The following is a 19419-nucleotide window of genomic DNA, read 5'->3' on the forward strand; positions in this document are numbered from 1 at the left end:
GCTATCGCCCCGCCCGTAACCTGCGGATCGCCTGAGAATCGGATCCCCCGACCCGTCCGGGCCTTCCGGAGGCCCGGACGGGTCGGGGGATCCGATTCTCAGGCGATCCGCAGGTTACGGGCGGGGCGATAGCAGCGCCAGAGGAAGCGGGGCACGCGGGCTTAACGGGGGGTGACGCATCGGCGGGCTATTGCCGGGGAGGCCGGACGGCCGTGGTCCGAGGGGTCGATCCGGATGGCGCACTCGAGGAGCTCGGCGCTCCTCCACAGGGCGCGGATCAGCGCGGGCATCTCCGTGAAGCGATCGTGACGATCCGGAGCCCTCAGGACTCGGAGCCCCGCCGAACCCGCAGCCGCGTCTCCTCGAGGTCGAGCAGCGACTGGGCGTCGCGCAGGATGCGCTGCGGGTAGGCGCGGCGCGAGCGCGCGTCCAGCAGCGCCTCCCGCTCGGCGGCGACCACGGCGAGCCGCAGCGCCCGGTAGAGGCGGTGCGGAGTGTCGGCGACCGACCGCTCCGTGCCGCGCGAGCGCTCCCAGGCGGCCTCGGAGCGGAGGAACGACGTCTGGCGCACCCGCTCCAGGACGTCCGGAGCGACGGCGTCGGCGCCCTCGACGGCGTCGCCCGGGCGCTCGAGCACCGAGAGGCCCTTCTCGGTGATCTCGTCGAGCAGGCCCGCGAGCGCGCGCTGGTCCTCGGGCACGTCGATCCCGCGGATGCCCAGCGCCCGGATCAGCAGCGGCAGCGTGCTGCCCTGGACCAGCAGGGTCGCGACGGCCACGGTGAAGGCGATCAGCACGAGCTGCGGGCGGTACGGGATGTCCTCGGGCAGCGACTGCGCGGCCGCGAGGGTCACCACTCCGCGCATCCCGGACCAGCCGAGCACCAGACCGCCGCGCCAGCCGATGCCGTTGCGGCTGAAGTGCCGGTAGTCGCTGCGCCGCAGCAGGTAGCGCCGCTTCGCCCGGCCGCGCTCCTCCTTCGGCAGCTCCTGCGCCTCGGGCGACTCGAGCAGCTCCTTCTGCTCGCGGGCCCGGCGCTCGGCCCGGCGGGTCTGCCAGCGCTCGCCGAGGAGGACCGGGCCGACCCAGAGGAAGCGCACGACGATCAGTCCGACCACCGCGATCAAGCCGATCCCGACCGCTCCGGGCACGGAGAGGCGCGCGCTGTCGGCGTCGTGGATCAGCGAGCGGATCTCGAGCCCGATCAGCAGGAACACGCCGTTCTCGAGCAGGAACTGCACGGTCCGCCAGTTGATCCGGTCGTTCACCCGCGACTGCGCGGTGAAGGCGCGGGAGGAGGCGTGCCCGGTGTGCAGACCGGCGACGACCACGGCCAGCACGCCCGAGGCGCCCAGGCCCTCGGCGGGGATGAACGCGACGAACGGGACGATGAAGGAGAGGACGGTGTTGAGCACCGGGTCCTCGAGCCGCGAGCGGACGAAGACGGTGACCACGCTGGCCACGAACCCGACCACGACGGCCACGACGACCGCGTAGAGGAAGTCGCCGATCGCCGCCCACGGCGTCGCGAGCGTCCCCGCGGCGGCGGCGAGGGCCGAGCGGAGGAGGACCAGCGCGGTCGCGTCGTTGATCAGCCCCTCGCCCTCGAGCAGGGTGAGCAGCCGCGGCGGGAGGCCCAGCCGCCGGCCGACCGAGGTCGCGGCGACGGCGTCGGGCGGGCTGATGATCGCGCCCACGGCGATCGCCAGGCCCAGCCCGAGGTCGGGGAGGAGGAGGAAGAGGAGCGCGCCGACGCCGGCCGCCGAGATCAGCACCAGCACGACCGACAGGCCGGTGATGGTGGTGAGGTTCCGGCGGAAGTCGATGAACGGGACGCTGAGCGCCGCCGCGTACAGCAGCGGCGGCAGCACGCCGTCGAGCACCCACTCGTGCGGGACGACCACCTCCGGCACCCCGGGGATGTACGAGAGGCCGACGCCGGCGAGGACGAGGACGATCGGGGCGGCGACGCCGAGGCGCCGCGAGAAGACGGCGACCGCGACGAGGACCGAGACGCCGACGATCGCGGCGATGCCCAGCTCCATCAGCGGAGGCTCTCGAGGGCGCAGAAGGGCATGGTCTCGTCTCCAGGGGGTGGCGGGCGATCGCCCGGGACGAGTCTGCGCCTCTCGGCGGATGCGGTGCAGGGGGTTGCGAGCGCCCGGAGTCCCGCGCCGGGGTCAACCGTCGTCGCGAGCGGTGCGCCGGTCGAGCAGGCGGGCGAGCGCGAGGAGGAGCGCCATGGCGCCGAGCGCGGCGACGGCCAGCGCGAGCGCGGCGCCGGGCTCGAGCGTGATCCCGCGCTCGACGACCTGCGCGCGCAGCACCGGGTCGGCCGAGACGACGAGCAGGCCGATCGAGGCGGCGGCGAGGACGAGGCCGTAGAGGACGGCGCCGGCGCGGATCCGCGGGCGTGCCGGGCTCGGCGTCCGGGGTGGAGTCGTAGACGCGGATCGAGCCGCCCTCCTGGGCGATGCGGACGACGAACGGCTCGGCGTCCGGATCGCCGAAGGTCTGCGTCCAGAGCTGGCGGCCTCCGGAGGTGCGGACGTCGCGGGGCGCGTCGATCGCGCCTTCGTCGGCGTCGACGACCCAGAGGTCGGTGTCCTCGGTGGTCGCCTCCAGGCGGACCGCCGTGCCCTCCGTCGTGGCGACGGACACCTGCCCGTAGCCGATCCAGAGGTCCAGCGGCTCGCCGGAGTCCTCGGAGCCGGGAGCGACCGTCACCTGCAGGTCGCTCGCCACGAGGGTCGCGAAGCGGCCGGGAGCGGCGCTGGAGAAGCCGTACGAGCCCAGCACGGGGAGCAGCTCGCGGTCGGTCGGGAGCACGGCGGCGCAGGCGGCCGTCACCAGGGCGACCGTCGCGAGGGCGATCAGTGCGATCGCGCGCCTCCGGAAGAGGCCGGCGAGAACGATCACCACGGCCAGCACGAGCGCGGCGGAGGCGGCTCCGACGACGAGGGCCGTCGGTCCGGAGGCGGTGAGCGAGACCAGCGCGCCGGTCAGAGCCGCGGCCCCGAGGGCGAGCAGCGTGAGGCTCGCCCGCAGCCGGGGGTTCGCGGCGCGTCGGAGGCGCCGGCGCTCCAGGCGCGCAGCGGTGGCGGCGGCGGCGGCGAGTCGCGCCTCCTCCGCCCGGGCGCGGGCCGTCTCACGGGCCGACGCGCTCTGCTGGGCGCGGAACGCCTCCCGCTCGGCCCGCCACGCCTCCTGGCGCTCGCGCCACTCGGCGACGGCCTCGGGGGACGAGGGGCGCTCGTCCTGCAGTCCGGGGTCGGGTGCGGGGTAGCCCGCAGCGGCGGGCGCCGGGTACGGGAGCGTCGCGGAGGGGTGCGCGGACGGGGGGGCCTGGGCCGGGGCGGCGGCCGCGTCGTCCGATCGCCGGCTCCGCCGCACGACCCAGACCACGAACGCCACGATCAGCCCGAGCACCACGAGCGACCACAGCGTCCGCCCGGTCGCGGGCGCCCAGGGCATCGCCCCGGTGTAGGCGCCGCCGAGCGACCAGAAGCCCTGCGCCACCGGCAGCATCGAGGCGAGCACGAGGACGCCGATCCCGGCGTGCACCCGGTCGAGCGAGCCGCGCAGCAGCCGCTCCACCGGCAGGGCGCCGTCCTGGTCGGGCAGCAGCAGCCAGGCCGCGGCGTAGAGGAGGAGCGCGGGCCCGCCCAGCACCGCGACGACGAGCACGATGCCGCGCACGATCAGCGGGTCGATGCCCAGCCGGTCGGCGATCCCCGCGCAGACGCCGCCGATCCAGCCGGGACGGCGGGGCAGGTCGAGGCCGCGCAGCCAGAGCACGAAGCGGTTCTCGGGCGCGCGGGGCGGATCGGCGGGGCCGGGGGCTCCCGGGCCGGGGCGCTCGGGGCCGGCGCTGTCGGGGCCGTCGGCTCCGGGGTCCGTCGAGATCGGCGTCGTCGACGTGCTCGCCGCCTCCGCGCCGTCCGGCTCCGGGGAGCCCGGCGGGGTCGTGCTCTGTCCTGTCATGCTGCGAGTCTCCCGTGCGCTCCGCGGCCCGGGCCATCGGGGGAACCCCTGATCCGACCCCGAGAGCACCCCCGATCGTGCGGCCGACCTGTTTGGATGCAGGGGTGAGCACAGTCCCCGGCACCGCCGTCCGCCCCCCGCTGCGGCGCCCGCGGACGATGCTGCTCGGCGGAGTGTGCACCGCGGTCGCCGACCACCTCGGCTGGAGCGTGCGGAGGACCCGCCTCCTCGCTGTCCTCACGACCGCGCTCGGCGGCGGCGGCGCGCTCCTCTACCTCTGGCTCTGGGCGCTGGTGCCCCTCGCGCCGCTCGACTCGCGCGACGCGGATCCGGCCGTCCGCCGCTCCGCTCCCGTCGCCGGCCTGCTGACCCTCGCCGCCGCCGTCGCGGCGCTCGCCGTGCTGATCACCGTCGATCGCGGCGACGACGCCGACATCACGCGCGCGCTGGTCGCCGTCGGCCTGCTCGCGGGAGGCGCCGTCGGCTGGAGCCTCGGACTCGACCGCGGCGACGCCGTCCGCCCCGCCCGGTACGGCTCCGCGGTGCGCCTCGCCTCCTGCGCGCTGCTGGTGCTCGCCGGAGCGGCCGTGCTCACGGGCCGCCCGAGCGCCCTGAACGCGGTGCTCGCCGTGGGCGTGCTGCTGATCGCCGCCGGCGTGCTGGCCGCGCCCCGGGTGGTGACCCTCTGGTCCGAGCTGATGGGCGAGCGGGCCGCGCGCGTGCGCCAGGAGCAGCGGGCCGAGATCGCCGCGCACCTGCACGACTCCGTGCTGCAGACCCTCGCGCTCATCCAGAACCGCGCCGGAGCCTCGAGCGAGGTCGCCCGCATCGCCCGCGCCCAGGAGCGGGAGCTGCGCGACTGGCTGTTCGAGCGCGACGTCCCGGTCGCCAACGACCTGGCCGCCGAGGTCCGGGCGATCGCCGCCGCCGTCGAGCTCGACTACCCCGTGCACCTCGAGGTGGTGGCCGTCGGCGCCTCCGTGCCCGGCGCCGCCGCGCTCCTCGCCGCGACCCGCGAGGCCGTGCTGAACGCGGCCCGGCACGCGGGCGGCGACGTCTCGGTGTACCTCGAGTCCTCCGTGCAGGGCGTCGACGTCTTCGTGCGCGACCGCGGCCCCGGCGTCGTCCTCGACGAGGTCCCCGGCGACCGCCTCGGCATCCGCGAGTCGATCATCGGCCGGATGGCGCGCGCCGGCGGCAGCGCGACCGTGCGACCCGGGGTCGGCGGCACCGGCACCGAGGTGCACCTGCGGCTCCCCGCGGAGGTCGAGCGGTGACCCGCGTGCTGCTGGTCGACGACCACTCCATCTTCCGCTCGGGCCTGCGGGCCGACCTCGCTCCCGAGCTCGAGGTCGTCGGGGAGGCGGCCGACGTCGACTCCGCCGTCGGCCTGGTCGCCTCGCTCGCGCCCGAGGTGGTGCTGCTCGACGTGCACCTGCCCGGCGGCGCGGGCGGAGGAGGAGCGGAGGTGCTGCGGCGCAGCGCCGGCTCGTCGTCGCGGTTCCTCGCGCTCAGCGTCTCGGACGCCGCGGAGGACGTGGTCGGCGTGATCCGCGCCGGCGCCCGCGGCTACATCACCAAGGCCAGCTCCGGAGCCGAGGTGAGCCGGGCGGTGCTCGCGGTGGCGGGCGGGGACGCCGTGTTCTCGCCGCGCCTGGCCGGCTTCGTGCTCGACGCCTTCGGGGCGCTGACGGGCGAGCAGGCGGAGTCGGTGGACGAGCTCGACCGCCTCTCGGCCCGCGAGCGCGAGGTGATGCGCCTGATCGCCCGCGGCTACGCCTACAAGGAGGCGGCCGCCGAGCTCTTCATCTCGGTCAAGACGGTCGAGTCCCACGTCTCCGCCGTCCTCCGCAAGCTGCAGCTCTCCTCCCGCTACGAGCTCACCGCCTGGGCCTCGGCGCGGCGTCTGCTGTAGGAGTCGAGGGGGGCAGGCGTGCGCGCCGCTCCGGGTGCCACCGTGCGATTCGCAGGGGATCCGCCGCCCAGGAGCCGCGCCGCGCGGCGGAACGCCCTTCTCGACGCTGATCCCCTGCAGATCGCACGTTCGGCGGGCCTGCGAGGAGCGCCGCTCCGGGTGCCACTGTGCCATTCGCAGGGGATCCGCCGCCCAGGAGCTGCGCCAGGCGGCGGAACGCCCTTCTCGACGCTGATCCCCTGCAGATCGCACGTTCGGCGGGCCTGCGAGGAGCGCCGTGCCGGGTGCCACTGTGCCATTCGCAGGGGATCCGCCGCCCAGGAGCCGCGCCGGGCGGCGGAACGCCCTTCTCGACGCTGATCCCCTGCAGATCGCACGTTCGGCGGGCCTGCGAGGAGCGCCGCTCCGGGTGCCACTGTGCCATTCGCAGGAGATCTGCCGCCCAGGGGCTGCATCAGGCGGCGGAACGCCCCTTCGCGCGCGGATCCCCTGCGAATCGCACAGCCCGCCTCACACCTCCGGGTCGTCCTCGGCGGCCGCGCGGCGGCGCGCTCCGAGGCCGAGCGCGGTGGCGCCCGCTGCCAGGAGCGCGGTGGCGCCCGCGATCAAGCCGACGCTCTCGACTCCGGTCGAGGCGAGCCCGCCGCCCGACCCGCCGACGGGCAGCGGGGTCGGCGTGCCGGTCGGCGCGGCCGTGGGCACCGGGGACGGAGCCGCGGTGGGCGCCGCGGTCGGCCCGGCGGTCGGTGCCGCGGTCGGTGCCGTGGTGGGAGCCGCGGTGGGCGCGGTCGTCGGAGCCGTGGTGGGCCCGGCGGTCGGCGTCGGAGTCGGCGCCACCACCTGCGACGCCGGCAGGATCTGCACGATGGTCGGACGCGGTGCCGCCACCGCTCCCGCCGCCGTCGATCCGTAGTCCGGGAAGAACGAGGTCGGCGCCTCGAAGGTGCCCTCCTCGCCCGGGTGCTGCACCGCCACGAACACGTGCTGGTCGAGGTCGTGGACGATCGGCCCGCAGGTCTCGGCGTCGCGCGGCACCGAGAGGAACTGCTCCACCCTGCCGCGCGTCGCGCCCTCGAGCGCCACCGTGAAGAGTCCGTCGTTGTAGCCGATGCCGCTCGGGGCGCCGTCGGTCGAGATCCAGAGGTTCCCGACCGAGTCGAAGGCCAGGTTGTCCGGGCACGAGATCGGCGAGACCTGGTCCGCCGGGAAGCCGGAGAAGTAGACGACGTCGCCCTGCGCCTGGTCGCCGCAGAGCATCAGCAGATTCCAGGTGAAGGTGCGGCCGGCCTGGTCGCCGCCGTCCTCGATGATCTCGACGATGTGGCCGTCGCGGTTCTCGGTCCGCGGGTTGACCTCGGTCGCGCCCTCCTTGCTCCCCTCGGTGCCGCGGGCGGAGTTGTTGGTGCAGGCCACGTAGATCCGCCCGCTGACCGGGCTGGGCTGCACGTCCTCGCAGCGGTCCATCTTGGTCGCGCCCGCTGCGTCCGCCGCCTGGCGGGTGTGCACGAGCACCTCGGCGACGCTCATCCCGGCGATCGTCGAGGCGCCGTTCAGCACCAGGGGCAGCCACTCGCCGATCCCGTCGAACCCGCCGTCCGAGGGGACCGCGCCGGTGCCGGTGATCTCGGCCACGGGGGAGTCGCCGGTGAAGCGCGCGACGTAGAGGTCGCCCTCCTCCAGCAGGGTCTTGTTGTGGGCGCGGTCGCCCTCGATGTAGCCCTCCGTGGAGACGAACTTGTAGAGGTAGTCGAAGCGCTCGTCGTCGCCCTGGTACGCGACCACCCGGCCGTCCGGCGCGACGACGACGTTCGCGCCCTCGTGCTTCAGCCGGCCGAGAGCCGTGTGCTTCTTCGGCGTGGAGTCGGGGTCGAAGGGGTCGAACTCCACGATCCAGCCGAAGCGGTTCGGCTCGTTCTCGTAGCCCGGGGTGCGGGCGTCGAAGCGGGGGTCGTCGAGCTCCCAGAGGCGCGAGGTCTCGGAGTCGGCGAGGCCGTAGCGCTTCTCGGCGTCGCTCGTGCCGACGGCGCGGAAGTAGCCGTTGAAGTTCTCCTCGCCCGAGAGGATCGTGCCCCACGGCGTCGTGCCGCCGGAGCAGTTGCCGAGCGTGCCGAGCACGGTGCGGCCCTCGGGGTCGGCGACCGTCTTCAGCAGGTCGGTGCCGGCGGCGGCGCCGGTCACCTCGTAGGGGGTGTCGATCAGGTAGCGGCGGTTGCGCTCGCCCCCGCGGACGTAGGCCCACGGGCGGTCGACCGCGGTGCGGACCAGCTCGACGACGCTGAGGCCGTGGGCGGCGCGGCCGACGGCGCGCACGCGCTCCGGCTCCGCCTCGAGCTGCGCGGCCGGGAACATGATGCTCTCGTTCGTGTACTCGTGGTTCACGACGAGCAGGGCGCGGAGGCGCTTCGAGCCCGGGATCTCGACGATGTCGGTGTAGTCGTTGTTGTAGCCGAACTGCGCGGCCTGGGCGGCCTCCGTCTGGTCGGCGATGTCGAAGGCGGGGCTGTCGGCGAAGAGCGGGTCGCCCCAGCGGATGATCGGCTGCCAGGCGAAGCCCTCGGGGACGGTGAACCGGTCGACGGTGTACGGCACCGGAGCGATCGGAGTGAAGGCGAGCGGCGAGCCGTCGGCCGCGGTCGCCACGGCCGCCTCGGCGGTGGGCGCTCCTCCGGCGGAGGCGACGGCGACGGTGATCGCGCCGGCCAGGCCGAGGCCGAGGGCGCTGCGGCGGGAGAGCTGCGACGAGACGATGTCGCGGAAGTAGCTGTTGTGCGAGGTGTTGCAGGTCGCGGTGGAGCAGGCGTTGGCGCACTTCAGCGCGCAGGTGACGGGGCTGCGCTTGCCGCGCACGTGGCCGGCCATCGGGAGGAGGAGCGGGCGGCGGGCGGTGTCTGACATGGAGGTCCTTCGATCACGAGCAGGAGATGCGATCGAGGCAAGCAGGGGGAGGGGGCGCCGATGCCGCCGGGCGGAGGCTCCTCCCTGAACGGAATATGAACGTTCTCACAAGAAGGCGAGCCTCACCTTCCCTCCCGGCGGCCCTCCGAGCGGGCCTCCAGGACCGACCCGACGTTCCCCGCGATCCACTCGACGACCGGCAGCAGCCGCTCCGCCAGCTCCGCCCCCAGCGGCGTCAGCCGGTACTCGACGTGCGGCGGGACGACCGGCCGCGCCTCGCGGTGCACGAAGCCGTCCTCCTCCAGGGTCCGCAGCGTCTGGGCGAGCATCTTCTCGCTGATCCCGCCGATCCTGCGCCGCAGTCCGCCCCAGCGCAGCGTGCCCGGCGCGAGCGCCGCGAGCACCAGGACGCCCCACTTGCTGGTCACGTGCCCGAAGATCTCGCGGCTCGGGCAGTCAGCGGAGTAGACGTCCCCGACGAGCAGGGGGGAGTCGGCGATGGTCATGGGGCTCCTCGGGATCAGGGGTGGTGACAGTACTAACAAAATAGTGGGTACTGCATTCCGGGAAGCAGGAGGAGGATGCGCCGGTTGCACCCTCCTGGCGGCGGACCCCGCCCGCCCCACCCGTCAGGAAGGACCCCTCATGACCCTCGTCGTCACCGGAGCCACCGGCCACCTCGGCCGACTCGCCGTCGAGCACCTGCTCGCCCGCGGCACCGCCGCCTCCGACATCGTCGCCACCGGCCGCGACGCCGCGAAGCTCGAGGCGCTCGCCGCCGACCTCGGCGTCCGCACCGCCGTCGCCGACTTCGACGACCCCGCCTCGCTCGACGCCGCCTTCTCCGGCGCCGAGGCCGTCCTCCTCGTCTCGGGCTCCGAGGTCGGCAGGCGCGTGGCGCAGCACACCGCCGCGATCGAGGCCGCCGTCCGCGCCGGCGCGCGCCTGGTCTACACGAGCGCCCTGAAGGCGACCACGAGCCCGCTCATCCTCGCCCCCGATCACAAGGCCACGGAGGAGGCGATCGCCGCCAGCGGCGTCCCCGCCGTGATCCTCCGCAACGGCTGGTACAACGAGAACTACGAGCAGACCGTCGCCGAGCTCGCCGCCACCGGCAGCACCCTCTCGAGCGCCGGCGAGGGCCGCGTCGCCAGCGCCGCGCGCACCGACTACGCCGAGGCCGCCGCGGTCGCCCTGACCGACCCGTCCCTCGTCGGCACCGTGCACGAGCTCTCCGGCGACACCGCCTGGAGCTTCGACGAGCTGGCCGCGATCGTGGCCGAGGTCGCCGGACGCGACGCCGCGATCAGCCACGTCTCCTCCGACGAGCACGCCCGCGTCCTCACCGGCGCCGGCGTCCCCGAGGGCGGAGTCGGCTTCGTCGTCGGCCTCGACGCGAACATCGCCGACGGCCTCCTCGGCGGGACCGACGGCTCGCTCTCCCGTCTGATCGGGCGGCCGACCACGACGATCCGCGCGTACATCGAGGAGCAGCTCGGGCGCTGACGCTCCGGCGTCCCCGCCGGCCCCGTCCGGCTCGCGAGGAGCACCCCGCTCCCGCGAGCCGGACGCGGGCGCGCCCGTCCGGCCTCCCGGCGCCTGGCGCGCCCGGCCCGCCGCCCCTCGCGCCACCGTGTCGGCGCCCCGACGTAGGCTGTCCGCCATGACCTCGACGACGCCTCGCTCCGGTATCGACCGCTCCGAACTCGACCCCGCGACGCGCCCGCAGGACGACCTCTACCGGCACGTCAACGGGCTCTGGATCGACCGCACCGAGATCCCCTCCGACAAGGCGCGCTACGGCTCCTTCCACGTCCTCCAGGAGGAGGCGGAGAAGGCCGTGCGCGACATCATCGTCGAGGCGCAGACCGCGCAGCACGGCACCGAGGAGCGCCTGTTCGGCGATCTCTACGCCTCCTTCATGGACGAGGAGCGGGCCGAGGAGCTCGCAGCCACCCCGATCGCCGACGACCTCGCCGCCGTGCAGCGGGTCGACTCGATCCCCGGCCTGCTCCGCGCGGTCGGCGCCTTCGAGCGCACCGGCGTCCCCGGCCTCTTCGGCCTCTTCGTCGACAACGACCCGGGCAGCCCCGAGCGCTACCTCGTCTTCGTCAACCAGGGCGGCCTCGGCCTGCCGGACGAGAGCTACTACCGCGAGGAGGAGCTCGCCTCCGTCCGCGAGGCCTACACGCCGTTCGTCGCGCGGATGCTGGCGCTGGCCGGCATCGACGCCGCCGAGGCCCGCGCCGAGCGCATCGTCGCCCTCGAGACCGATCTGGCCGCCGCGCACTGGGACAAGGTCCGCAGCCGCGACAGCCAGGCGACCTACAACCTCCGCTCCTGGTCCGAGGTCGAGGAGCTCGCCGCGGGCGTCGACCTCGGCGTCTGGCTCACCGCGATGGGCGCTCCGGAGGGAGCGCTCGCCGAGGTCGTCGTCCGCCAGCCGAGCTTCCTCCAGGGCCTCGCGGGCCTGCTCACCGAGGACCGGCTCCCCGCCTGGCGCGACTGGCTGTCCTGGCAGGTGATCCGCGGAGCCGCGGCCTACCTGTCCAGCGGCTTCGTCGACGCCAACTTCGACTTCTACGGCCGCACCCTCACCGGCACCCCGCAGAAGCGGGAGCGCTGGAAGCGCGCCGTCTCGCTCGTCGAGGGCTCGCTCGGTGAGGCGGTCGGCCGCACCTACGTCGCCCGCCACTTCCCCGAGACCGCGAAGGCCGCGATGGACGTGCTGGTCGCCAACCTCATCGAGGCGTACCGCCGCTCCATCGTCGACCTGGAGTGGATGAGCCCCGCCACCCGCGAGCGCGCGCTCGAGAAGCTCGCGAAGTTCACGCCCAAGATCGGCTACCCGGTGCGCTGGCGCGACTACTCCGCCCTCTCGATCGACCCGGCCGACCTGCTCGGCAACGCGCGCCGCGTCGCCGAGTTCGAGTTCGCCCGCGAGCTCGGCAAGATCGGCCGCCCGCTCGACCGCGACGAGTGGTTCATGACCCCGCAGACGATCAACGCGTACTACAACCCCGGCTTCAACGAGATCGTCTTCCCGGCCGCGATCCTCCAGTTCCCCTTCTTCGACGAGGACCGCGACCCCGCCGCCAACTACGGAGCCATCGGCGCCGTCATCGGCCACGAGATCGGCCACGGCTTCGACGACCAGGGCTCGCGCTTCGACGGCGACGGCCGCCTCACCGACTGGTGGACCGAGGAGGACCGGGCCGCGTTCGAGGAGCGGACGAAGGCGCTCATCGCGCAGTACGACGCGCTCGCTCCCGCGACCACGCCCGGGCACCACGTGAACGGCGCCCTGACCATCGGCGAGAACATCGGCGATCTCGGCGGCCTCGGCATCGCGTGGAAGGCGTATGTGCTCTCGCTGGGCGGCGAGGAGCCGCCCGTCGTCGACGGCCTGACCGGCGCCGAGCGCTTCTTCCTCTCCTGGGCGCAGGCCTGGCAGCAGAAGTCGCGCGATGAGGAGACGATCCGCCTCCTCGCCATCGATCCGCACGCTCCGGCCGAGTTCCGGTGCAACCAGATCGTCCGGAACATCGACGAGTTCTACGCTACTTTTGACGTCTCCGAAGGCGACGCCCTCTGGCTCTCCCCGAGCGAGCGCGTCACCATCTGGTAGTCGCCGCCGACCACCTCCGCACCACGGACGAGGAGCCCCGGGCATCGAGAGCCGACCGATGCCGCGGGGTCGTCCGCCGATCGCGCGTCCTGCCGGCGCGTGAGGACCCAGGTCCCCCCTCCGCACGACCGCACTCCCGACCCGTAGAGGGGCCGTACCCGTGGTGATCCCCACCAGCGAGACCCGCCGTGAGAGCCGACGCAACCGCCGGGGGCGCCACAAGGGCGGCGGCGACCGCGAGAACTTCCAGCGCGGGTTCGACGCCCTCGGGCGTCTCGCGATCGACGGGGTCGTCGTCTCGGCTCGCGCCGTCGACCTGGCGACCGGCCGCACGCTCTTCGCGGTCGACGACTCCGTCTCGATGCCCACCGCCTCCCTCGGCACTGTCGTGCTGCTGATCGAGGTCGCCGCCCGGCTGGCGAACGAGCCGCAGGAGAACCTGCGCCTGGTCGACCGGACCGCGGCGGACGCGGTCTCCGGTTCCGGGCTCTGGCAGCACCTCCAGGTGCCGTCGATGCCGATCGCCGACCTCGCCGCCCTCGTCGGGGCCTCGAGCGACAACCTCGCGACCAACGTCCTGCTGCGCCGCGTCGGCCTCGACGCCGTGCGCGAGCGGGCCGAAGCGCTCGGCCTCTCCCGTACCGCCCTGCTCGACGTCGTGCGCGACGAGCGCGGCCCGGACGACGCGCCGCAGCTCTCGATCGGCTCCGCCCGCGAGCTGACCTGGCTGCTCGCCACCCTCGCGAACGGCGAGATCGTCGACGCCGCCGTGAGCTCGCGGGTGATCGGCTGGCTCTCGCTCGGCACCGACCTCTCGATGGTCGCCGCCTCGTTCGGGCTCGACCCGCTCGCGCACCGCCACCCCGACCACGGTGTCCTGCTCGTCAACGCGACCGGCACCGACGTCGGCGTCCGGGCCGAGGCGGGCGTCCTCCGCGGCCCGCGCGCCGGAGTCGCCTACGCCGTCGCCACCCAGTTCGACGACACGACCCTGCACTACCGCCTCGCAGTGCTGGAGGGCATGCGCACCCTCGGCGCCGACCTGCTCGAGTACGTGCACTGACGACTGCCGAGTCGGATGCTCCTCCGGGGCAGGCCGACCAGGCGGGGCCCCTCGTGCGCCTCGTCAAGTCCGTGACCGCCCGCGGGGGCGCGACCTAGGCTGCCCGCAGCGGCGCCGCCTCCCGGCGCACCGCGGAGAGGGAACCATGAGCAGCTTCGGCTTCGACGCCCCCGAGGACGTCACCGACACCACCCGCCCCGACGGCGACTCCCTGCCGGTCCCGCCGGAGGACCCGGCCGAGATCGACGACCCCGAGGCGATCGACGAGGCGCTCGACCAGGGCGCCGACGCCCGCCTCGACGACGACCAGGACCCGCCGGAGCACCCCTTCATCCCGTCGCCCAGCTGATCGGCGGGCCGGGCGCCCGAGCGGCGCCCGGCTTCCTCCGAACAGGCTGCTCCTCCGAGCGGACTACTCCTTCGAGCCCGGCTTCAGGCGTTGCGCGAGGCGCTTGATCGGGTGGGCGGGCTCGCGCTCCGCCGGGTCCTCGACCTCGAGGCCGTAGAACGTGCCGATGTCGCCGACGAACGCCTTGCGGCGGGCCCTGTCGTAGGCGCGGATCTCGCGGCGGAAGGCGATCACCGTCGCGACGCACATCAGGATCATCACGACGCTGAAGGGCAGGGCCGAGAGGATCGCCGCGGTCTGCAGGGCGTCGAGGCCGCCGGCGATCAGGAGCGACAGCGCGAGCAGCGCGGTGGCGACGGCGAAGAACACGCGGATGCGGTTGCGCGGCTCCGGTTCGCCGCCGGTCGCGATCATCGACATCACGAGCGCGCCGGAGTCGGCGGAGGTGACGAAGAAGACGCCGATCAGGAGGATGGCGCCGATCGTCAGCACCGATCCGGCGGGCAGTCCCTGCAGCATCGAGAAGAGCGCCAGGTTGGTGTCCACCGAGCCGTCGGCGCCGACGAGGCCGCCGTCGCCGTAGAGCTCGCGGTAGATGGCGGTGCCGCCGAGGACGCTGAACCAGAGGAAGGTCATGATCGTCGGCACGAGCAGCACGCCGCCGACGAACTCGCGGACCGTCCGGCCCTTGGAGACGCGCGCGATGAAGATGCCGACGAACGGCGCCCACGACATCCACCAGCCCCAGTAGAACGTGGTCCACGTGGCCTGCCACTGCTCGCCCTCGCGGCCGGCGTAGGCGCTGACCGTGAAGGTCAGGCCGATGAAGTTCTGGAGGTAGTTGCCGAGCGACTGCACGAACTCGCGCAGGAGGAACTGGGTCGGGCCGGCGACGAGCACGAAGACGAGGAGCGCCGCCGCGAGCAGCAGGTTGCCGGTCGAGAGCCACTTCATGCCCTTGCCGACACCCGAGATCAGCGAGAGGACGGTCAGGCCCGTGACCACGGCGATGACCACGATCTGCACGGTGAGCGACGACTCCACGATGCCGCTCGCCTCCAGGCCCGCGGAGATCTGGGTGACGCCCAGGCCGAGCGAGGTGGCGACTCCGAACATGGTGCCCACCAGGGCGACCACGTCGATCGCGTTGCCCCAGCCTCCGCGGACCCGGCGGCCCAGCAGCGGCTCCAGCGCCCAGCGGATCGACACCGGCCGCTTGCGGCGGTGGATCGCGTAGGCGAGGGCGAGGCCGACCACCACGTAGATGGACCAGGCGTGGACGCCCCAGTGCAGGTAGGTCTGCGAGATGGCGCTCTGCGCGAGCTCCGTCTCGGTGCCGGTGACGCCCGGGCGCGGAGTGGCGAAGTGGGTGAGCGGCTCCGCGACTCCGTAGAAGACGAGGCCGATGCCCATGCCGGCGGCGAAGAGGAGCGAGATCCAGGCGAGCATCGAGAACTCGGGCTCGTCGTCGTCGGCGCCGAGCTTGATGTCGCCGAAGCGGCTGACGCCCATCCAGATGGCGAAGGCCACGAAGACCGCGGCGATCAGCACGTAGTACCAGCTGAACGTGTTGACGACGGTGGTCTGCAGCGTCGAGAACACGGAGGTCGCGGCGTCGGGCGCGAGGATCGCGAAGGCCGCGATCGACAGCGTGAGGACCGCGGCGGGCCAGAAGACCCACCGCGCGAGGCGGTGCGGAGGGGCGGTCGTGCCCGCGGTGGCGGGGGCGGTGTCCGGGGAGGACGGGTGCTCGGACATGGGGTCCTCTCGTCGGCGGCAACCGTCCACGGTACACGGGGGCCCGTCGGCGGCCCCGGCCGGGGGAGCCGGGCTGGCACGATCCGGCCCTGGTGCGGGAGGCTGGACCCGTGCAGTTCAGAGTCTTCACCGAACCCCAGCAGGGCGCGAGCTACGAGGATCTCCTCGCCGTCGCGCAGGCCGCCGAGAGCCTCGGCTACGACGGCTTCTTCCGCTCCGACCACTACCTCCGGATGGGAGACGGCGACCCCGGAGTCGGCCCCTCCGACGCGTGGACGACGCTCGCCGGCCTCGCCCGCGAGACCGAGCGGATCGCGCTCGGCACCCTCGTCTCCTCCGTCACCTACCGGCCGCCGGGGATCCTCGCGATCCAGGTCGCCCAGGTCGACGCGATGTCCGGGGGCCGCGCCGAGCTCGGCCTCGGCACCGGCTGGTTCGAGCAGGAGCACGCCGCGTACGGCATCCCCTTCCCTCCGCGCCGCTTCGACCTGCTCGAGGAGCAGCTCGAGATCGTGACCGGCCTGTGGTCGACGCCGATCGGCGAGCGCTACTCCTTCACCGGCGAGCACTACACGCTGACCGACTCCCCGGCCCTGCCCAAGCCCGCGCGCCTGCCGCTGCCGGTGATCGTCGGCGGCGGCGGCCCCAAGCGGACCCCGGCGCTCGCGGCGCGGTTCGCGAGCGAGTTCAACCTGCCCTTCCCCGAGTTCGACGCGATCCCGGGCGCCTTCGAGCGCGTCGACGAGGCGTGCCGCGCGATCGGGCGCGAGCCCTCGTCGCTCGTGCACTCGGTCGCGCTGATCGCGGTCGGCGGAGGCGACGAGGCGGAGTTCACGCGTCGTGCAGCGGCGATCGGCCGCGAGCCGGTCGAGCTGCGCGAGCACGGAGTGGCCGGCGGCGTCGACGAGGCGGTCGACCGCCTCGAGGCCCTCCGCGAGGCCGGCTGCGAGCGCGTCTACCTGCAGTTCATGGACCTGCAGGACCTCGACCACCTCGACTTCTTCGCCCGGGAGGTCCTGCCGCGCCTGTCGGCCTAGGGCGGGCGCCGCTGCCAGGTCGGCCGCTGCTGCCGGCGTGGCCGCTTCTGCCGCCGGCTCCGCGCCGACTGTTCAGGAGTTGTCGCACTCGCGCTCGACTGCGACAACTCCTGGCATCTCGCGATCTCCGCCCACGCGCGGCTCCGCGCCGACTGTTCAGGAGTTGTCGCACTGGACGCCGAGTGCGACGACTCCTGGCCTCTCGTGGTCCCCGTCCACGCGACTCCGCGCTCGACGGTCGCCGGCTCCGGCCCGCGCGCTCGGGCGCCCGCCCGCGCCGCCGCCTACGCTGGAGGGATGGCGGACACGATCGAGCGCGCGGACGAGCGCCTGGCGACCCGCTCGGCGGCCGAGGTCCCGTGGATCGTGCTGGTCTGGGACGACCCGGTCAACCTGATGTCGTACGTCTCGTACGTCTTCCGCAGCTACTTCGGCTTCGGCCGGGCCGAGGCGGAGCGGCTGATGCTGCAGGTGCACACCGAGGGGCGCGCGGTCGTCGCGACCGGCAACCGCGAGGAGATGGAGCGGCACGTGGAGGCGATGCACGGCTACGGCCTGTGGGCGACGCTGCAGAAGGCCGACGCATGAGCGTCCCGCTGAGCCCCGCCGCAGCGGGGACGAGAGAGCACCCCGACCGCGGCACCCGGGGGCCCCGCTGATGCGCGCGTTCCGCCGTGACTCCTCCGGAGCGGCCGTCGCCCGCTTCGACCGCGAGGAGGCCGGGATCCTCCGTCATCTGGCCGGCGAGATGCTCGAGCTGCTCGACCGCGGGGCGTCCTCGGACCAGGCCCGCTCCGATCCGGCGCTCGCCCGCCTCCTGCCCGACGCCTACCGGGACGACGCCGAGGCGGCCGACGAGTTCCGCCGCTTCACCGCTCCGGACCTCGCCGCCCGCAAGATGGACGACGCCCGCGCCGTCACGGCGGCCCTCGACGCCGGCGACGGGACGAGCCACGGCCGGATCTTCGAGGGGCTGGGCGAGGTCGCGGTGCGTCTCGAGGAGCCGCAGGCGATCGCCTGGCTCCGCGCACTCACCGACATGCGGCTCGCTCTGGCCGTGCGGCTCGGCATCGACGACACCGACGACGTCGTCCCGAAGGAGGGCGGCGCGGCCGCGATCCGCAGCGTCTACGACTGGCTCGGCGGCGTCCAGGACGGACTCGTCCGCGCCGTCGACGTGTGATCCGCTCGTCCTTCCAGCGATTCCACAGCTGTGGACAACCCTGTGGAAAGGTGTGGAGAACCGGCTCCGGGAGCACCTCGGAACGGCGGAGCGCCGGGCGCGGGGGTGTGGAAACGCGTAGCGTCCACCCTGTGAACACTCCGAGCACCGCCGACGCCCAGCGCACCGCCGACGACATCCAGGACTCGCGGGCGGTGCGGACCCTCGCCCGCGGCGGCTTCGCGGCGAACGGCCTCGTCCACCTCCTGATCGGAGTGATCGCGCTCGGCGTGGCCCGCGGCGGCGGAGGCGACGCCGACCAGAGCGGTGCCCTCGGCGCCCTCGCGGCGCAGCCCGGCGGTCTGGTGATCCTCTGGATCTGCACGGTCGGCCTCTTCGGCCTGGCGCTCTGGGGGCTGCTCGAGGCGTTCCTCGTCCGCCCGCGCGAGAGCGCCCTGAAGACCTGGGGCAGCCGGCTGAAGGAGGCGGGCAAGGCCGTCGTCTACGGCGCCCTCGGCGTGACGGCGCTGAAGTTCGCGACGGGCGGCGGGTCGAGCTCGTCCGAGTCGTCCGAGAGCGCGAGCGCCCAGGTCCTCGCGGCGCCGGGCGGAGTGGTGCTGCTCGTGATCGCGGGACTTGCCGTCCTCGCGGTCGGCGGCGTCTTCGTGTACCGCGGAGCGAGCCGGAAGTTCCTCGAGAACGTCGCGGAGCCGGGCGGCACGGCGGGCACCGTCGTCACCGTGCTCGGCGTCGCCGGCTACGTCGCCAAGGGCGTGGTCCTCGGCGCGCTCGGCGTGCTGCTGATCGTCGCCGCCGTCACCCACGATCCGGAGCAGGCGGGCGGGCTCGACGAGGCGCTGAAGTCGCTCGTGGAGCTGCCGGCGGGCGTGTTCATCCTCGGCTTCGTCGCGGTCGGCCTCATCGCCTACGGGCTCTTCTGCTTCGCCCGCGCGCGCTGGCCGCGCCTCTGATGTCGGAGAGCGGATCCGCTCCATACCTGTCACCCCCCTTCCGCGCAACTGGTCCCGCCGTCCCGGAGTCGGTGACACGCTGAGGCCTGTGAGTGCTGGAGGCGAGGACGCGACCGGAGGACGGGTGCGTCCGCCGCTGACGCAGGACGCCGCTCGTCTGCTGGCCCGCTCCGCCACAGGGGACGCCTCCGCTCTGGGAGAGCTCGTCGACCGCTTCGGCGGCCTCGTCTCGGCGTGCGTCGGCACGGTCCAGGCCGACCCGGCCGGCCGCGACCGCCTCTGCACCGACGTCTTCACCGCCGTCTGGCGCCGCTCCCGCGAGGGCGCCCGTTCGACGGAGCCCGTGCTCTGGGTGCTCGAGGTGCTCTGCGAGACCCTCGGCTCCGCGCAGGAGCTCGCCCGGCGTCCGCTCGGCAGCGGCCTGCTCGCCCTCGACTGCCCCGACCGCGAGCTCCTGCTGCTGGCTGCGGCCGGCGGCTTCTCGCAGGCCGAGATCTCGGCGCTGACCGGGATCGACGAGTTCCGGCTGCGCTCGATCCTGCGGACCGCGCTCGAGGCGCTCCAGGGCCGCGGCAGCGATCTTCTGACGGCCTGACCGCCGGAGCCGTCGCGGGAGTAAAGTTGAGTCCGTCGAACTCAACTTTCGAGCCACGGAGGA

The 19419-nt window shown here is 74.0% G+C and carries 15 protein-coding genes and 2 pseudogenes; 11 read left to right on the forward strand and 6 right to left on the reverse strand.

Annotated features, from left to right (window positions below):
• Positions 1 to 322: 322 nt before the first annotated feature.
• The 3 genes and pseudogenes from C5D08_RS12450 to C5D08_RS17535 form a co-directional block, all read right to left on the reverse strand.
• The gene (locus tag C5D08_RS12450) at positions 323 to 2044 is read right to left on the reverse strand and encodes a sodium:proton antiporter (protein ID WP_104277301.1); all 1722 of its coding nucleotides are present in this window, start codon (positions 2042 to 2044) and stop codon (positions 323 to 325) included.
• Positions 2045 to 2179: 135 nt separating this feature from the next.
• Positions 2180 to 2326, reverse strand: coding sequence for a hypothetical protein (locus C5D08_RS17055; protein ID WP_181126236.1), 147 nt, complete (start codon positions 2324 to 2326; stop codon positions 2180 to 2182).
• Between the two features lie 1300 nt (positions 2327 to 3626).
• Positions 3627 to 3983: pseudogene (locus C5D08_RS17535) on the reverse strand (PspC domain-containing protein); the annotation flags it as partial.
• Between the two features lie 104 nt (positions 3984 to 4087).
• On the opposite strand from C5D08_RS17535, the gene C5D08_RS12465 reads away from it, so the two are divergent.
• Complete coding sequence (locus C5D08_RS12465) at positions 4088 to 5260, forward strand: sensor histidine kinase (protein ID WP_104277303.1); 1173 nt, start codon at positions 4088 to 4090, stop codon at positions 5258 to 5260.
• Positions 5257 to 5898, forward strand: a complete 642-nt coding sequence (locus tag C5D08_RS12470) for a response regulator transcription factor (protein ID WP_104277304.1) — start codon at positions 5257 to 5259, stop codon at positions 5896 to 5898. The genes C5D08_RS12465 and C5D08_RS12470 overlap by 4 nt, the downstream gene beginning before the upstream one ends.
• 855 nt (positions 5899 to 6753) lie before the next feature.
• Here C5D08_RS12470 and C5D08_RS12475 read toward each other — a convergent pair.
• A pseudogene (locus C5D08_RS12475) lies at positions 6754 to 8793 on the reverse strand (PhoX family phosphatase); the annotation flags it as partial.
• Between the two features lie 122 nt (positions 8794 to 8915).
• The gene (locus tag C5D08_RS12480) at positions 8916 to 9299 is read right to left on the reverse strand and encodes a helix-turn-helix domain-containing protein (RefSeq protein ID WP_104277306.1); all 384 of its coding nucleotides are present in this window, start codon (positions 9297 to 9299) and stop codon (positions 8916 to 8918) included.
• A 139-nt stretch (positions 9300 to 9438) separates the two neighbouring features.
• Between C5D08_RS12480 and C5D08_RS12485 the strand changes: the two genes are divergently transcribed.
• The 4 genes from C5D08_RS12485 (at position 9439) to C5D08_RS12500 (ending at position 13833) form a co-directional block, all read left to right on the forward strand.
• Positions 9439 to 10299 carry an SDR family oxidoreductase gene (locus C5D08_RS12485; RefSeq protein WP_104277307.1) on the forward strand — a complete coding sequence of 287 codons (861 nt, stop codon included), beginning with the start codon at positions 9439 to 9441 and terminating at the stop codon, positions 10297 to 10299.
• 157 nt (positions 10300 to 10456) lie between these two features.
• On the forward strand, positions 10457 to 12421 hold the full coding sequence (locus tag C5D08_RS12490) for a M13 family metallopeptidase (RefSeq protein ID WP_104277308.1): 1965 nt from the start codon (positions 10457 to 10459) through the stop codon (positions 12419 to 12421).
• A 160-nt stretch (positions 12422 to 12581) separates the two neighbouring features.
• On the forward strand, positions 12582 to 13484 hold the full coding sequence (locus C5D08_RS12495) for a serine hydrolase (RefSeq protein ID WP_104222833.1): 903 nt from the start codon (positions 12582 to 12584) through the stop codon (positions 13482 to 13484).
• 145 nt (positions 13485 to 13629) lie between these two features.
• A complete protein-coding gene (locus C5D08_RS12500) occupies positions 13630 to 13833 on the forward strand; it encodes a hypothetical protein (protein ID WP_104277309.1) in 204 nt (67 codons plus the stop codon).
• 63 nt (positions 13834 to 13896) lie between these two features.
• Here C5D08_RS12500 and C5D08_RS12505 read toward each other — a convergent pair whose 3' ends face one another.
• Positions 13897 to 15591 (reverse strand): BCCT family transporter, encoded by a 1695-nt coding sequence (locus C5D08_RS12505; protein WP_104277310.1) that lies wholly within the window; start codon positions 15589 to 15591, stop codon positions 13897 to 13899.
• 110 nt (positions 15592 to 15701) lie between these two features.
• Between C5D08_RS12505 and C5D08_RS12510 the strand changes: the two genes are divergently transcribed.
• The 5 genes from C5D08_RS12510 (at position 15702) to C5D08_RS12530 (ending at position 19356) form a co-directional block, all read left to right on the forward strand.
• The gene (locus C5D08_RS12510; protein WP_104277311.1) at positions 15702 to 16628 is read left to right on the forward strand and encodes an LLM class F420-dependent oxidoreductase; all 927 of its coding nucleotides are present in this window, start codon (positions 15702 to 15704) and stop codon (positions 16626 to 16628) included.
• A gap of 297 nt (positions 16629 to 16925) precedes the next feature.
• On the forward strand, positions 16926 to 17216 hold the full coding sequence (gene clpS, locus C5D08_RS12515; protein ID WP_104222829.1) for an ATP-dependent Clp protease adapter ClpS: 291 nt from the start codon (positions 16926 to 16928) through the stop codon (positions 17214 to 17216).
• 70 nt (positions 17217 to 17286) lie between these two features.
• On the forward strand, positions 17287 to 17811 hold the full coding sequence (locus tag C5D08_RS12520; RefSeq protein WP_104277312.1) for a DUF2017 domain-containing protein: 525 nt from the start codon (positions 17287 to 17289) through the stop codon (positions 17809 to 17811).
• 131 nt (positions 17812 to 17942) lie between these two features.
• Positions 17943 to 18761: a DUF1206 domain-containing protein gene (locus C5D08_RS12525; protein ID WP_104277313.1), complete on the forward strand. Its 819-nt coding sequence runs from the start codon at positions 17943 to 17945 to the stop codon at positions 18759 to 18761.
• Between the two features lie 88 nt (positions 18762 to 18849).
• Complete coding sequence (locus C5D08_RS12530) at positions 18850 to 19356, forward strand: RNA polymerase sigma factor (protein ID WP_146086145.1); 507 nt, start codon at positions 18850 to 18852, stop codon at positions 19354 to 19356.
• The last annotated feature ends 63 nt before the right edge of the window (positions 19357 to 19419 follow it).

The organism is Rathayibacter sp. AY1B6, from assembly GCF_002932755.1.
Classification (GTDB): Bacteria; Actinomycetota; Actinomycetes; order Actinomycetales; family Microbacteriaceae; genus Rathayibacter.